The organism is Stenotrophomonas sp. LST15-1-1.1 (assembly GCF_040815575.1).
Lineage (GTDB): Bacteria > Pseudomonadota > Gammaproteobacteria > Xanthomonadales > Xanthomonadaceae > Stenotrophomonas > Stenotrophomonas lactitubi_B.
On the sequence record NZ_JBFPNJ010000033.1, the window covers coordinates 213,574 to 227,698 of the forward strand.

Annotated in this window: 18 protein-coding genes; 6 read left to right on the top strand and 12 right to left on the bottom strand. The window is 67.0% G+C overall.

The features are described from left to right. Positions 1 to 14 precede the first annotated feature (14 nt). The 5 genes from lptB to MRBLST15_RS19995 form a co-directional block, all read right to left on the bottom strand. Positions 15 to 734 (bottom strand): LPS export ABC transporter ATP-binding protein, encoded by a 720-nt coding sequence (gene lptB / locus MRBLST15_RS19975; protein ID WP_025874019.1) that lies wholly within the window; start codon positions 732 to 734, stop codon positions 15 to 17. Further along, positions 734 to 1,264, bottom strand: a complete 531-nt coding sequence (gene lptA, locus MRBLST15_RS19980; RefSeq protein ID WP_367787557.1) for a lipopolysaccharide transport periplasmic protein LptA — start codon at positions 1,262 to 1,264, stop codon at positions 734 to 736. Before lptA ends, lptB begins: the two co-directional genes overlap by 1 nt. Before the next feature lie 105 nt (positions 1,265 to 1,369). Then, positions 1,370 to 1,945, bottom strand: a complete 576-nt coding sequence (lptC, locus tag MRBLST15_RS19985; RefSeq protein WP_265954784.1) for an LPS export ABC transporter periplasmic protein LptC — start codon at positions 1,943 to 1,945, stop codon at positions 1,370 to 1,372. After that, positions 1,942 to 2,490 carry a KdsC family phosphatase gene (locus MRBLST15_RS19990; protein WP_265954782.1) on the bottom strand — a complete coding sequence of 183 codons (549 nt, stop codon included), beginning with the start codon at positions 2,488 to 2,490 and terminating at the stop codon, positions 1,942 to 1,944. Before MRBLST15_RS19990 ends, lptC begins: the two co-directional genes overlap by 4 nt. 66 nt (positions 2,491 to 2,556) lie before the next feature. Then, positions 2,557 to 3,558: a KpsF/GutQ family sugar-phosphate isomerase gene (locus MRBLST15_RS19995; RefSeq protein ID WP_093817547.1), complete on the bottom strand. Its 1,002-nt coding sequence runs from the start codon at positions 3,556 to 3,558 to the stop codon at positions 2,557 to 2,559. A gap of 54 nt (positions 3,559 to 3,612) precedes the next feature. Here MRBLST15_RS19995 and MRBLST15_RS20000 point away from each other — a divergent pair, with 54 nt between their 5' ends. Genes MRBLST15_RS20000 through MRBLST15_RS20010 form a run of 3 tightly spaced genes read left to right on the top strand, consistent with a single transcriptional unit; the run spans position 3,613 to position 5,450 of the window. Then, positions 3,613 to 3,843 carry a BolA family protein gene (locus MRBLST15_RS20000; protein ID WP_089239309.1) on the top strand — a complete coding sequence of 77 codons (231 nt, stop codon included), beginning with the start codon at positions 3,613 to 3,615 and terminating at the stop codon, positions 3,841 to 3,843. Positions 3,844 to 3,864: 21 nt separating this feature from the next. After that, on the top strand, positions 3,865 to 5,139 hold the full coding sequence (murA, locus tag MRBLST15_RS20005; RefSeq protein ID WP_251471993.1) for a UDP-N-acetylglucosamine 1-carboxyvinyltransferase: 1,275 nt from the start codon (positions 3,865 to 3,867) through the stop codon (positions 5,137 to 5,139). Then, positions 5,136 to 5,450: a hypothetical protein gene (locus MRBLST15_RS20010; RefSeq protein WP_099819266.1), complete on the top strand. Its 315-nt coding sequence runs from the start codon at positions 5,136 to 5,138 to the stop codon at positions 5,448 to 5,450. The genes murA and MRBLST15_RS20010 overlap by 4 nt, the downstream gene beginning before the upstream one ends. Before the next feature lie 117 nt (positions 5,451 to 5,567). Here MRBLST15_RS20010 and MRBLST15_RS20015 read toward each other — a convergent pair whose 3' ends face one another. The 7 genes from MRBLST15_RS20015 to purM form a co-directional block, all read right to left on the bottom strand. Continuing rightward, a complete protein-coding gene (locus MRBLST15_RS20015; RefSeq protein WP_100463551.1) occupies positions 5,568 to 6,251 on the bottom strand; it encodes a DUF3108 domain-containing protein in 684 nt (227 codons plus the stop codon). Between the two features lie 2 nt (positions 6,252 to 6,253). After that, entirely contained in the window at positions 6,254 to 7,051 is a 798-nt protein-coding gene (locus MRBLST15_RS20020) for a DUF3108 domain-containing protein (protein WP_312704531.1), read from the bottom strand. 68 nt (positions 7,052 to 7,119) lie between these two features. Then, on the bottom strand, positions 7,120 to 7,776 hold the full coding sequence (gene purN / locus MRBLST15_RS20025; RefSeq protein ID WP_367787562.1) for a phosphoribosylglycinamide formyltransferase: 657 nt from the start codon (positions 7,774 to 7,776) through the stop codon (positions 7,120 to 7,122). Continuing rightward, positions 7,773 to 8,384 (bottom strand): DUF2238 domain-containing protein, encoded by a 612-nt coding sequence (locus tag MRBLST15_RS20030; RefSeq protein ID WP_414716166.1) that lies wholly within the window; start codon positions 8,382 to 8,384, stop codon positions 7,773 to 7,775. The genes purN and MRBLST15_RS20030 overlap by 4 nt, the downstream gene beginning before the upstream one ends. A gap of 94 nt (positions 8,385 to 8,478) precedes the next feature. Continuing rightward, the gene (locus tag MRBLST15_RS20035) at positions 8,479 to 8,901 is read right to left on the bottom strand and encodes a hypothetical protein (protein ID WP_367787568.1); all 423 of its coding nucleotides are present in this window, start codon (positions 8,899 to 8,901) and stop codon (positions 8,479 to 8,481) included. Next, entirely contained in the window at positions 8,898 to 9,395 is a 498-nt protein-coding gene (locus MRBLST15_RS20040; protein ID WP_265954767.1) for a hypothetical protein, read from the bottom strand. The genes MRBLST15_RS20035 and MRBLST15_RS20040 overlap by 4 nt, the downstream gene beginning before the upstream one ends. 22 nt (positions 9,396 to 9,417) lie before the next feature. Then, positions 9,418 to 10,476, bottom strand: coding sequence for a phosphoribosylformylglycinamidine cyclo-ligase (gene purM, locus MRBLST15_RS20045; protein WP_367787571.1), 1,059 nt, complete (start codon positions 10,474 to 10,476; stop codon positions 9,418 to 9,420). A gap of 112 nt (positions 10,477 to 10,588) precedes the next feature. On the opposite strand from purM, the gene MRBLST15_RS20050 reads away from it, so the two are divergent. Genes MRBLST15_RS20050 through hda form a run of 3 tightly spaced genes read left to right on the top strand, consistent with a single transcriptional unit; the run spans position 10,589 to position 13,592 of the window. Beyond that, positions 10,589 to 11,716 carry a DUF2066 domain-containing protein gene (locus MRBLST15_RS20050; protein WP_243379943.1) on the top strand — a complete coding sequence of 376 codons (1,128 nt, stop codon included), beginning with the start codon at positions 10,589 to 10,591 and terminating at the stop codon, positions 11,714 to 11,716. Continuing rightward, on the top strand, positions 11,713 to 12,885 hold the full coding sequence (locus MRBLST15_RS20055) for an AI-2E family transporter (RefSeq protein ID WP_265954761.1): 1,173 nt from the start codon (positions 11,713 to 11,715) through the stop codon (positions 12,883 to 12,885). The genes MRBLST15_RS20050 and MRBLST15_RS20055 overlap by 4 nt, the downstream gene beginning before the upstream one ends. Further along, positions 12,885 to 13,592 (top strand): DnaA regulatory inactivator Hda, encoded by a 708-nt coding sequence (gene hda / locus MRBLST15_RS20060; protein WP_180164311.1) that lies wholly within the window; start codon positions 12,885 to 12,887, stop codon positions 13,590 to 13,592. Before MRBLST15_RS20055 ends, hda begins: the two co-directional genes overlap by 1 nt. Positions 13,593 to 14,125: the final 533 nt, after the last annotated feature.

Genomic DNA, 14,125 nt, shown 5'->3' on the forward strand with positions numbered 1-14,125 from the left:
CCCGGCGGCCGCGGTTACAGCTTGAAGGAATCCCCAAGGTAGACGCGGCGCACGTCGGCGTTGTCCAGGATCGCCTCGGGCGAGCCCTGGGCCAGTACGGTGCCCTCTGCGAGGATATACGCGCGGTCGCAGATTCCCAAGGTCTCGCGCACGTTGTGGTCGGTGATCAGCACACCGATGCCGCGCTGCTTGAGATGGGTGACGATGCGCTGGATTTCGCCGACCGAGATCGGGTCCACACCAGCGAAGGGTTCGTCGAGCAGGATCAGGCGCGGCTTGGCGGCCAGTGCACGCGCGATCTCGCAACGACGGCGTTCACCACCGGACAGGCTGGCGCCGAGCTGTTCGGACACGTGCCCCAGCTGCAGTTCGTCGAGCAGGCTGTTCAGTTCGCGCTCGCGGCCAGCCGAATCCAGGTCCTCGCGCAGTTCCAGCACCAGGCGCAGGTTGTCGGCCACGGTCAGCTTGCGGAACACCGACGGTTCCTGCGGCAGGTAACCCACACCCTGCTTGGCGCGGGTGTACATCGGGTCGCCGGTGATGTCCTTGCCGTCGAGCACGATGCTGCCGGCATCGGCGCCGACCAGGCCGACGATCATGTAGAAGCAGGTGGTCTTGCCGGCACCGTTGGGGCCCAGCAGGCCAACCACTTCGCCGGCGTCCAGGGTCAGCCCGAAGTCCTTGACGACTTCGCGCTGCTTGTAGCGTTTGCGCAGGCCAGTGGCGACGAGCATTACTTCTTGCCTCCTGCCGGAGCCGGAGCCGGAGCGGCAGCAGGCGTCTTGTTCTTCGGCGGAATCACGGTGCGCACGCGGCTGCCATCGCCGCCGGAGTTCATCTCACCGGTACGGGTGTTGTAGACCATGCGCTGGCCGGCATTGGTGCCGCGCGCGCTGGTGACCTTGTAATTGCCGGTCAGGGTGATGATCTCGGTGGTGATGTCGTAGTCGATCCGGTCGGCCACCGCATCCATCCAGCTGCCGTCGTCGAGCTGCTGCTTCATCTTGGCCTGCTTGCCGGTGAACACCGCACGCACGGCTTCGCCGCCCTTGAGGTAGATCTCGGCCTCGGACGAACGCAGGTCCAGCGTGCCCTGGGTGATGATCACGCCGCCCGACAACACGGTCTTGCCGTCACCGGTGAGGGTGCCGGACTGCGCGCCGGAATCAATGTTCATCGCTTCATTGCGGTCGGTCGACTTGGCAAAGGCGACAGCGGGGACAAGAAGACTGAGTGCGAGCACGGCTGCAAAGGGAATCTTCATCGGGGTCCGTTCTACCGGTGGTGGCCCGCCGGCGGGACCGGGGGCTGCGGGTGGGGGCTGCCTGCTTCGCGCCTGTCGGGAAGACGTCGCGGGCGGGCGGCGGAATCAGCGCTTGGGCGTGTAACGGCCCTTGGACTGGCTGAGGAAATGATACGTGTTGTTCTTCGAATCCACCTCGAACCCGACGCCGGACTGCTCCATGCCTGGGCGGGTCATGGTCACCAGGGCATCGGTGCGGGCGCGGTTGTCCTTCGGGAACACGTCCAGGTGGTCGGTGCGGAAGGTGGTCGGGACCACGCCGGGATCAGCCGGGCTGTCGCCGGCGACGTTGCCCCGCAGCTTCATCTCATCGCCCTTGGCACTGAGCCAGCCGGTCTCGGCCCGCAGCGTCCAGTGCTTGCCGTCCTTGTCGGGCATTTCGAACAGCGGGGTGGTGATGTTGAGCGTCTGGTCGCCACGCTGGCGTTCCAGCAGGGGCGCGCGCAGGGTGGTCGATTCCTTGCCGTGTTCGTCCAGGGCGACGATCTGGAAATCGTGCAGGATGTAGTCCACGCCGGCATCCTGGCCTTCGACGGCAGGCGCCTTTTCACGGTTGCGCAGCGCGGCCCAGCTGCTCAGCAGGGCCGCCAGCAGCAGGCCCACGCCGAGGATCATCCGCCAGTTCAAGGTGGGGGCATTCATGCGCCGAACCTCGCCAGCACGGCATCCAGGCGGCCCTGCGCGGCCAGCAGCACGTCGCACAGCTCGCGCGCGGCACCACGGCCGCCGTCGGCGCGGGTGATCCAGTGCACGCGCTCGGCGATCCAGGGATGGGCATTGGCCGGGGCCACGGCCAGGCCGACCGCGCCCAGCGGCGCCAGGTCCGGCAGGTCGTCACCCATGAAGGCCACCTGCTCCAGGCTGATGCCGTGCTGCACGCACAGCGCCTGCACGCTGGCCAGCTTGTCGCCGACGGCAATCTGGGTGTCGATGCCCAGGTCGGCGCCGCGCTTGAGCGCGGACTGGCTGTTGCGCGCGGTGATCAGCACGGGGTGGATACCGTGCTGCTGCAGCAGTTTCAGGCCCAGACCATCCTGCACGAAGTACGCCTTGCTCTCGTTGCCATCCTTGTCGTAGTACAGCCGACCGTCGGTGAGGGTGCCGTCCACGTCGAAGCAGGCCAGGCGGATATTGGCCGCAACGGCATGCAGATGGGCGGGGAAGGCGGGCAGGGGGGACCAGGGCATCAGGGCATCGGACTCGGTGGTTGCGGGCTCGTTGGTACAGACTGAATGGGGTCTACGGACTGTCGGTTAAACCACCCGGGCCCGCAACAGGTCATGAATGTTCAGGGCGCCGACCGCGCGGCCCTGGCTGTCGACCACGATCAGGCCGGTGATCTTGTGGGTTTCCATCAGCCGCGCAGCCTCCACCGCCAGCTTGTCGGCGCTGATGGTGCGCGGTTGCCGGGTCATCACATCGGCGATCTTCGCGGTGCGCACGTCCAGGTCGGTATCCAGCGCGCGGCGCAGGTCGCCGTCGGTGAACAGGCCGATCAACACGCCCTGGTCGTCAACCACGGCGGTCATGCCCAGGCGCTTGCGGCTCATCTCCATCAGCGCTTCGCTGAGGCTGGCGCCGACATCGACCTTGGGCAGGTCCTCGCCGGTGTGCATGACGTCGGTGATGTGCAGCAGCAAGCGGCGGCCGAGGCTGCCGGCCGGGTGCGAGCGGGCGAAGTCGTCGGCGGTGAAGCCGCGCGCGTCCAGCAGGGCCACTGCCAGCGCGTCGCCCATCGCCAGCGAGGCGGTGGTGCTGGAGGTGGGCGCCAGCGCCAGCGGGCAGGCTTCGGCTGGCACGCTCACATCCAGGTGGAAATCAGCGGCGCTGGCCAGGCTCGACTGCGGGCGTCCGGTCATGGCGATCAGCACATTGCCCTGGCGCTTGAGCACCGGCAGCAGCATCAGCAGCTCATCCGATTCGCCCGAATAGGACAGGGCCAGCACCACGTCGTCCTCGGTGATCATGCCCAGGTCGCCATGGCCGGCCTCGCCCGGGTGCACGTAGAACGCGGGGGTGCCGGTGGAGGCCAGGGTGGCGGCGATCTTGCGCGCGACATGGCCGGACTTGCCCATTCCGGTGGCGACCACCCGGCCGCGGCTGCCCAGGATTGCCCGGCAGGCCTGCTGGAAGGCGTCGCCGAGGCGGTCGGCCACGGCGTCCAGCGCCTGCCGTTCGATCTCGAACACGCGCCGGCCACTGGCGACCAGGGCGGCAGGGTCGGCGGAACGGGGGGGCAACAGGGATTCGGCCATGCGGACGCCACGCAGCGGAAGTAGAATGGACGCACATTTTATTAGGAAAGCCCGTTGGACGCCGACACCATCCGCAATCTGATCGAAACCGGCCTGCCCGGCGCCCGCGCCGACGTGCAGGGTGACGATGGCGTGCATTTCGAAGCGACCGTGGTCAGCGAGGCCTTTGCAGGCAAGATGCCGCTGGCCCGCCACCGGATGGTGTATGCCACTCTGGGCGACCTGATGGGCGGCGCGATCCACGCGCTCGCATTGAAAACCGTGACCCCGGCCGAAGCCGGCTGAACCGCAGAAGATCCCCAATACATGGCCAAGATCGTTGTGACCGGCGGCGCTGCGCTGCACGGTGAAGTAAGCATCTCCGGCGCCAAGAACGCCGTCCTCCCCATCCTGTGCGCAACCCTGCTGGCCGACGCACCGGTGGAAATCACCAACGTGCCGCATCTGCACGACGTGGTGACCACGGTGAAGCTGCTGGGCGAACTGGGCGCGAAAGTGACCATCGACCAGGGCACGCTGTCGCGCGGCAGCGCGATCGTGGTCGACCCGCGCTCGGTCAACCAGCATGTGGCGCCGTACGAGCTGGTCAGGACCATGCGCGCCTCGATCCTGGTGCTGGGCCCGCTGCTGGCCCGCTTCGGTGCGGCCGAAGTGTCATTGCCGGGCGGTTGCGCAATCGGCTCGCGCCCGGTCGACCAGCACATCAAGGGCCTGCAGGCACTCGGTGCGGACATCGTGGTCGAGAACGGCTTCATCAAGGCCACCGCCAAGCGTCTGAAGGGTGGCCACTTCACCTTCGACATGGTCAGCGTGACCGGTACCGAGAACGTGCTGATGGCAGCGGTGCTGGCCGAAGGCACCACCATCCTCGACAACGCGGCGATGGAACCGGAAGTCACCGATCTGGCGCACTGCCTGATCGCGCTGGGCGCGAAGATTGAAGGCCTGGGCACCGCCCGCCTGGTCATCGAAGGCGTCGAACGCCTGTCCGGTGGCCGCCATGAAGTGCTGCCCGACCGCATCGAAACCGGTACCTTCCTGGTGGCCGCCGCGATGACCGGTGGCAAGGTCACCGTCAACCGCGCGCGCCCGAACACCATGGACGCCGTGCTGGCGAAGCTGGTGGAAGCCGGCGCGACCATCGAGACCACCGAAGACAGCATCACCCTGGACATGCACGGCAAGCGGCCGAAGGCGGTCAACCTGACCACCGCGCCGTACCCGGCGTTCCCGACCGACATGCAGGCGCAGTTCATGGCGCTGAACTGCGTGGCCGATGGCGTGGGCGTGATCAACGAAACGATCTTCGAGAACCGTTTCATGCACGTCAATGAACTGCTGCGCCTCGGCGCGGACGTGCAGGTGGAAGGCCACACGGCCATCGTGCGCGGTCACGAACGCCTGAGCGGTGCGCCGGTGATGGCCACCGACCTGCGCGCATCGGCGTCGCTGATCCTGGCCGGCCTGATGGCCGATGGCGATACCACCATCGATCGCATCTACCACCTTGATCGCGGCTACGAGAACATCGAAGAGAAGCTGTCTTCGCTCGGCGCCACCATCCGGCGCGTGGCCGCATGATCCTGCGCGGCAAATTCAGCCGTCGCCGCAAGGCGCTGCTGGTGCTGGTGCTGATCGTACTGGCGTGGCTGGGCTACGCCTGGTACGCCAACATCGCCATCACCAAGGGCATCGAGCAGAAGGACATGGACTGGAATGGCGACGGCACGGTGACCCGTGACGAGATCATCCAGTCGTTCTACGCGGTGGCGGTGAACGACAGCCAGGACGGCAATCGCCATTGCCGTACCTTCGTGCGCCGATCGACGGGCGAGCAGATCCGGGTCGACTGCCGCACCGAGTTCGCGCCGGCGGAAACGCCGAAGAAATAAAAAAACGCCCGCGGAAGCGGGCGTTTTTTCTTGCGGCATCCCTCCACGCATGGCGTGGATGTACGGCGGCTCCGGGGTCAGAGCCCTTCCTGTGAGGAAGGGATCCGACCCCTGCACTCAGTTCATCGCCTTGATGGTCAGGTCCAGCGCATCGCGGCCGCTTTCACGCTGCAGCATGCGCGCCGGTACCGGGAACTCCGGCACGATCCAAGCGATCAGCTCCTTGTTGCCGTCGACGCGCGAGACCTTGGTCGCCTCGTAGCTCTTGCCGCCAACGGTGACCGATTCCTTGCCCACGACGCGGTAGGTCATGTTCTTGATGCGGCCTTCGTCGACCATGCGATAGGTCAGCGGCTTGCCGGCAGCCAGGTCGCGGGCGATGGCCAGGTTGATCAGCAGAGCGTCCATGTCGCCCGCCTTCAAGGCGATCGGCCCGGCGCGGTCCGGTTTGATGTCGCCGGTCCAGGTGGCCTGGTTGCTGGTCCAGTTGTAGTTCGCCTGCACATTGCGCTTCTTCACCAGCAACGCCGAGCGGTCCTGGCTGCTGAGTGGGCGCAGCTGCCCGCGCACTTCCTCGAACACCGTGCTCTGGCTCAGGTCGGCCAGCTGGTTCTTGACCTGCAGGCTGTAGCGCCACTTGTTGCTGCCTTCGCTGGCCAGGGTCATGCTGCCGTTGGCCTGCATGCCCATGTAGCTGGCCAGGTAGTCGGCCTTGAACGGCTGCAGGGCCATGGCCGGCAGGCTGGCCACCGACAGTGCGGCAGCGGCGATCCAGGTCAGGGGGCGGGTCAGGGTGTTCATGCTCAGACTCCTTGGTATTCGATCAGGCGCAGATCGACGCGATCTTCGCCGTCTTCGCGTTGCAGGATGCGCACCGGGGTGGGGACACCGTTGGCGATCCAGAGAATGGTTTCGTTGTTGCCGCCGTTGGTGCGATACACCCGCAGCGCGTTGTAGGACAGGTCGCCGACTTCGACGTTTTCGGTCTGCGGCGCGGCCTGGTAGTCGTGCTGGCGCACCTTGCCCATGTCGACGTAGCGATAGTGCATGGCTGCCCCGGGGCGGGCATCGCGCATGATCGCCAGGTTGATCAGCAACGCGCTCTGGTCACCCGCCTGCAATGGGATCGGCTGGGCGCGCTCCTTCTTCACGTCGCCGCTCCACTGTGCGGTGCCGGCCTGCCAGTTGTAGGTGCCGACGGCCTTCTTGCCGAGGAACAGGCCCTTGCGCACCGTGCTCTGGCTCAGTGGCGCATAGACGCCGTTGCGCTCCTCGAACACGGTGCTCTGCTCGATGTTCAGGCCAAGCACGCTGGCAAAGCCGCGGCGGCCGACCACCTGCATGTCCACCCGCCACTGGCTGCCGCCGGTGTGGGTCACCTGCATGGTTGCGTCGCCCGCTTCCTTGCTCTTGTAGAACGCCTGGTAGGTCGCGCTGAACGGCTGCAGCGGCGGCGGTTCCCAGGCCAGCGCAGGCAACACCGGCGGTGCCACCTCGGCAGGTGCCGGCGCAGCAGGCGCCGTTGCCTGGCCCCAGCCCGCACAGGCAAGGACGGCAAGCGGCAGCAGCAGGGTTGTACGCAGCAGGGACGTGGTCTTCATGGCCGACAGGAACCGCAGGAGGGGAGCAGGATGCCAGCCCCGCAGTCAGCGGGGCGTGTGCACGGGCGTTACCGGTTCAGGTTCCCGGCGGAATCTAGAGCCAACGGGCTAAACAGGGGGTGACCGTCGAATGTCGGCTGGCCTTCCCGTTCAGCCAGGCGGCCTGCACAGAGCAGTTCCAGCGTCCCGATCAGCAGCGGATGCTCCACTGCGAGCACGCGTTCGGCCAGGGTCTGCGCATCATCGCCGGCAAGCACCGGAACCCGCGCCTGCGCCAGCACCGCGCCGGCATCCAGTTCCGGTACCACCAGGTGGACGCTGGCGCCGTGCTCGACGTCACCGGCCTCAAGCGCCCGTGCATGGGTGTGCAGGCCCTTGTGCAGCGGCAGCAGCGAGGGATGGATGTTGACCAGGCGGCCATTGAACCGCTGTACGAAATCGGCGCCGAGGATACGCATGTAGCCGGCGCAGACGATCCAGTCCGGAGCAGATGCTGCCAGCGCATCACCCAAGGCCTGCTCGTAGGCGGCGCGGTCGCTGAATTCCTTCGGCGCATGCCCCCAGCGCCGATCCGCTGCCACCCGCTCCAGAGCGGTCGCGTCGGGGCGGTCGGAGAACACACCGACAACCTCGGCCTGCAGCCGCCCTGCAGCGATGGCATCAACAATGGCCTGCAGGTTGCTGCCGCGTCCCGAGGCCAGCACCGCGATTCGGCAGATGCTCATCGCACCGCGCTCCGGCGCACCAGCGGCCACAGCAGCAGGCTGCCCAAGGTCGCCAGCAGCATGTCCGCGTGCGCGTCCCACATGTCGCCCTGCTGGCCGTTGTAGGCCTCGGCCGCTTCCGGCGACAGGGCAAGGGCGATGCCCCATTCCAGCCACTCATACGCCAGGCTGGAACACATCACCGCCATCAGCGCCAGGGTGAAGGCCTGGCCGATGCGCAGTGCAGGCCAGAAGCGTCGCGCCAGCTGCAGCAACGCGGGCGTGAAGCAGACGCCATAGAGGAAGTGGATCAGGCGATCGAAGTGGTTGCGCTGCCAGCCGAAGGCGGCATCCGGCGACCATCCGAGCAGCGACTGCAGCCAGGCGTCATAGGGCACGTTGGAATACAGCCAGCGTGCGGCCACGCAGTGGATGGCGATGAAGCCGCAGATGGCGATGAACGCGCCGTTGCCCAGCTGCCAGCGCCGGTCCACCCACCACAGGGCAAGCAGGCCGATCACGGTCAGCGAGCTGTGCAGGGTCTGCTCGAGCGGCCACAGCGGATGGATCCAGGTTGCCGCGAATATGCACAACACCGTGGCCAGCGCGACCTTCTTCGGTGCTGACAGCGAGTGGGTGGCGCGGTTGCTGGCGAGCGAGGGGGCAGCAGGCGTGGACATGTCGGAGCGATCAGCAGAAGGGACGGAACATGCGTCTGCCAGCTCAGACGCTGACGTGGTCGCCGCGGTCGAACAGTGCAGCGATCTCCGGCTTGCGCAGGAAATACACCGCGTAGGCGGTCAGCGCCATGCCCAGCGGGCCGGCAAGCACTGCCGCCCAGGCCGCGCCGCGACACCAGGCCAGGTGGCAGCGCTGGCCAAGCAACCGCGCGGTGCGCAGTTGCAGGACGCCCAACCCGATGGCCAGAAGCGACACCGCGCCGTACACCGTGGCCAGCACGGCGCCGTCATCCATGCCACGTTCGAAGGCGACGATGCCGACAAAGCCGAGGAACATCAGCGCTGCCAGCCAATGGAAGCCTGCCAGTGCGTAGAACAGGATCTTCAGGTTGTGCAGATGGCTGGCGGTCTGCAGGTCGGCCAGGGTCTGCCGCGGCAGCGGCGGTGGGTTCAGTCCATCGTTCATGCCACACCCGCCTGGCCAGCGAAGGCGGCCTTCACCTGCGGGCGCAGCAGCACGACCAGGGTGAACACGCCGAGGATGGTGCCGATGGGAGTGAACAGGCACGACAGCCCGGCCACGATCATGCACAGCAGGTAGCGGCGCTGCTGCGACAGGCAGCGGCCGGCATAGGCGACGAAGCCGGCGAGGGTCAGCCCACCAAGCACGATGCAGACGCCCATCACGGTGAACAGCCAGCCGACGAACTGCTGCTCTTGCGGCGATGACGGTTCACCGCCGGACTTCATCGGCAGCGAGCCGGACAGCATGGCGATGCCCAGCACGATGTGCAGGATGAAGATCAGCGAGAACACTGCCATCAGGCCGGCGACCACGTAGTGGCCGATTGCCAGCTGGCGCAGCTGGTTGGCGTCCTGCGGGCCGAACACCGGCAGGGCCGGGTTCGGCGGCAGCACCGGCGGAGCCGGCGACGTCGACAAGGGAGGGGGTGCGTCCATGCGGTTTCCTGTGTCCTGTGGATCAGGCGATGTGGACGCGTTCGCCACCCTGGGCGGTGACCACCTGGCCGATCGTCCAGTGCTCCAGGCCCTGCGCCTTGACCGCAGCGGACACGGCCTCAAGCTGGTCCGGGGCGACGATCAGCACGAAGCCGATGCCGCAGTTGAAGGTGCGCCACATTTCGCTGTCGGCCACCGCGCCTTCCTTCTGCAGCCACTGGAACACCGGCGGCAGGGTCCACGACGAGGCCTGGATGTCCAGGCCGAGGCCTTCGGGCACCACGCGGATGATGTTCTCGGTCAGGCCGCCGCCGGTGATGTGGGCCATGCCGTGAATGGCTTCACCGTGCGACTTCAGCAGCGACAGGATCGGCTTGACGTACAGGCGGGTGGGGGCCATCAGCGCATCGACCAGCTTGACCCCGCCTTCCAGTTCCAGCTCGGCCGGGCGGCCGGCGCGGTCATAGATGCGGCGGACCAGCGAATAGCCGTTGGAGTGCGGACCGGACGAAGCGATGCCGATCAGCACGTCGCCTTCGGCGACATGGGCGCCGTCCTTCAGCTCGCTCTTTTCGACGGCCGCGACGGTGAAGCCGGCCAGGTCGTACTCGCCCGGCGCGTACATGTCGGGCATCTCGGCGGTTTCACCACCGATCAGCGCGCAGCCGGCCTCGGTGCAGCCATTGGCGATGCCGCCCACGACTGCCGCGGCAGTGTCGATGTCCAGCTTGCCGGTGGCGAAGTAGTCCAGGAAGAACAGCGGTTCGGCGCCCTGCACCAGCACGTCGTTCACGCACATGGCGACCAGGTCGATGCCGATCGTATCGTGGCGGTTCAGCTGGTGGGCCAGCTTCAGCTTGGTGCCGACGCCGTCGGTACCCGACACCAGCACCGGTTCGCGGTACTTGTTGGACAGGTCGAACAGGGCGCCGAAGCCACCCAGGCCGCCCATCACCTCCGGACGGAAGCTGCGCTTGACCAGGGGCTTGATCCGCTCGACCAGCTCGTTGCCGGCGTCGATGTCGACACCCGCGTCACGGTAGGTGAGGGGAGAAGGGGCGGAAGACGGGCTGTTGGTCACGGGCGTCGGCGCTGGCAGGGGTTGAATCGCCGATTTTAACAGGCCGCATTGGCGCAAAGGCCGTATTCGGGCAACAATTCCCCCCGGATACGTCGAGCCAATGGATGTCCTGATGCGCCGCAGCCTGTTTTTGACCCTGCTCCTTGCGCTGTGCCTGCCGGTGGCCACGATGGCCCAGAGCGGCATGCGAACCGAGGGGGATGTTGCCACTGCCAGTGGTGCGTACGAGGCCGAAGTGCCCGTCAACAGCCAAGCCGAGGCTGACCGCAACGGTGCACTTGCCCGCGCGTTGAGCGTGGTACTGGGCAAATTGTCCGGTGATCGCAGCGTCATGTCCCGCCCCGGCGTGGTTCAGGCGTTGCGCAATGCCAAGGACTACGTGGCCAGCTACGACTACAAGCAGGACCAGAGCGTAGGCGCCAGCGGCGCGCCGAGCTTCCGTACCCTGCTGGTCGCGCGCTTCCGCGAGGATGACGTGGACGGGCTGGTGTCGGCCCTGGGCCTGCCGCTGTGGCCGCAGCCACGACCGAAGCCGGTGCTGTGGCTGGCCGTCGATGATGGCAGCGGTCCGCGCTTGGTCAGCGTGCAGCAGGCCAATGCCGCGCGGCCGTTGCTGAGCCGGGCCATCGAGCGCGGCTACAAGCTCGGCCTGCCCAGTGGTGGCGCCGCCGAGCAGGCCCTGGCTGGTGCCATCTGGCGCCAGGACAGCGCCGCGGTCGCCCGGGCCTCGTCGCGCTATTCGCCGCCGATGCAGCTGATCGGCAAGCTCTACCGCGCCAATGGCGGCTGGCAGGCGGACTGGGTGTTCGTCGACAACGGCCGGGAACTGAACAAGTGGACCAGCAAGGACGCCAACGCCATGCGCGCGATGGCCGCCGGTGCCGATGGCGCTGCCGACGCGCTGGTCAAGCGTTATGCCAAGGCCGGGGCGGCCACCGGCCAGGCGGGCACTTACCGCGTGGTGGTGACCGGCATCAACAGCGCCGACGAATACCTGCGCCTGGCCGCCGGCCTGCGTGAAGTGGCCGTGGTACGCAATGTCACCCCGCTGCGCGCGACCGCCGACCATCTGGAGCTGAATCTGGAAATGACCACCGGCTTGGCCGGCTTCAACCGCATGCTCGGCGACAACGGCGTGCTGGTGCCGTCGGCGACACTGCCGGCCCTGCCGACGCCGATCGACGACACGACCGGTGCACCGGCGCCGGCGCCGGTCAGCAACGAGTACCGCCTGCGATGATCCTGTCCCCGGAAGCGGAAATCGCGCAATTCCTGCGTCGGCTGAAATACATCCTGCTGGCCGGCCTGATTGGTTGGGTCGTCTGGTTGCTGGCACCGATCCTGACCCCGTTCGTGCTGGCGCTGGCGCTGGCCTGGCTGGGCGATCCACTGGTGGACCGCATCGAGGCCACCGGTCGTTCGCGCATGACCGGCGTGGTGCTGGTATTCGTGGCGATGGTGCTGGTGATCGTCGCGCTGCTGCTGGTGCTGGTGCCGATGATCGAACGCCAGATCACGACCTTGATCGCAGCGGCACCGCAGGCGCAGGCCTGGCTGATGGAGAAGGGCATCCCCTGGTTCGAGCAGAAGACCGGGCTGGAAGTGATGCAGTGGATGGACCCGGACCGCCTGATCGAATGGGTGCGCAGCCATTGGCAGCAGGCCGGCGGGTTCGCAACCACCTTCATGGGCTACGTATCACGCTCGGGCTTCACGGTGGTCACCTGGGTGGTCAACCTGTTGCTGCTGCCGATCCTGGCGTTCTACTTCCTGCGTGACTGGGACAAGCTGGTCGAGCGCGTGGCATCGGTGATCCCGCGCAACCAGATCGGCACGATCACCTCGCTGGCGCGTGAATCCAACGAAGTGCTCGGTGCGTTCATCCGCGGGCAGTTCCTGGTGATGCTGGCGCTGGGCGTGATCTACGCCGGTGGCCTGTCGCTGGTCGGGCTCAAGCTGGGCTTGTTGATCGGCCTGATCGCCGGCCTGATCAGCTTCATTCCCTACCTGGGCGCGACCACCGGCATCCTGATGGCGATCGTGGCTGCGCTGGTGCAGGCGCAGGGGTTCGACCTGAAGCTGCTGATCCTGGTCGGCGTGGTGTTCACTGTCGGCCAGCTGCTGGAGAGTTACGTGCTGACCCCGCGCATCGTCGGCGACAAGATCGGCCTGCACCCGGTGGCGGTGATCTTCGCGGTGATGGCCGGTGGCCAGCTGTTCGGCTTCCTGGGCATGCTGCTGGCGCTGCCGGTGGCGGCGGTGAGCAACGTGCTGTTGCGCTATGCGCACCAGCGCTACCGGCAGAGTGAGCTGTATGCCGGGGAGAAGCCCGCGATCGTGCTTGATGGCGTGATCGACCAGCCCCATATCATCGTGCCTGGCAATGACAAGGGTCCGGAACTGAAGTGATTGGTGTGCCGCAACTTCCGCTGGCCCTGCATTACCCGCGGGACCAGCGCCTGGAGAGCTTCATCGGTGCGCCGGACGGTGCGCTGGCGCAGCTGCATGCCATCGCGGTAGGTGCCAGCCACGATTGGATCTACCTGGAAGGCGCGGCCGGCACCGGCAAGACCCATCAGGCGCTGGCGATGTGTTCCAGCGCCGAGCAGGCCGGGCGCCTGCCGACCTACGTGCCGCTGGCCAGTGTGGTTGGCCGGGTGCGGGTGGCGCTGGAAGGGCTCGAGCAGCGCGAGCTGGTGGCGCTGGATGGCCTGGATGCGGTGGCGGGCAACCGTGAGGATGAGATCGCGCTGTTCGATTTCCACAACCGCGCGCGCGCCGCCGACGTGACGGTGCTGTACACCGCGCAGAAGTCGCCCGGCGAACTGGGCCTGGTGTTACCGGACCTGCGTTCGCGCCTGGGCCAATGCGTGCGCGTGCTGCTGCAGCCGCTGGACGAGGAAGGCCGCGCGGCGGTGCTGCGCGAGCGCGCGCTACGCCGAGGGCTGGCGATCGACGAGGCCGCCATCGAGTGGCTGCTGTCGCACACCGGCCGCGAGCTGGGTGGGCTGATCACGCTGCTGGACTGGCTGGATCGCGAATCGCTGGCGGCGAAGCGGCGGATCACCGTGCCGTTCCTGCGCCAGGTACTGGAAGAAGGCCGTCCTCGTTACTGAGGGGTGTTGTTCAGCAGGGCTGCGCCCTGCACCCGCCGAAGCCAGGGCAACGTCAACGTCAACAGCAAAAGCTCGCTATCCGTGGGATGGCGGGGTGGCTCAGGTTGCGGGGGACGGCGCAAGTACGTCCATGTAGCCTCGGTCGCGCCATCCATGGCGCTCACGCCCTCGTAACCTGAGCCACCCCGCCTTCGACAGGTTCCCGCGATCTGTCGGGACGGCGTTCTGCACCGCTGTTGGTGGGTGTCGACCTTGGTCGACACCAGAGCAAGCGCAGCGAAGCGACCCGCTTCTGCTTTTCTTTCTTTTTCCGTGGTTGGACGCACACGGAAACTGTCAAAGGCCGGGCGGGGTGGGTTCGCGGGGGTGTCCGCGGCATGGATGCCGCGGCCAAGCCCCCAAGGATGGGTTGCGGTGGTCTAATGAACTTGGACACTCGATAGGATCAATTTCGAGCATCGAGGTAGACCCATGGCAAAACAGATCACTCAGGGCATGAGGGACGAGGCGGTTCGCCTTGTCGTTGTAGAGGG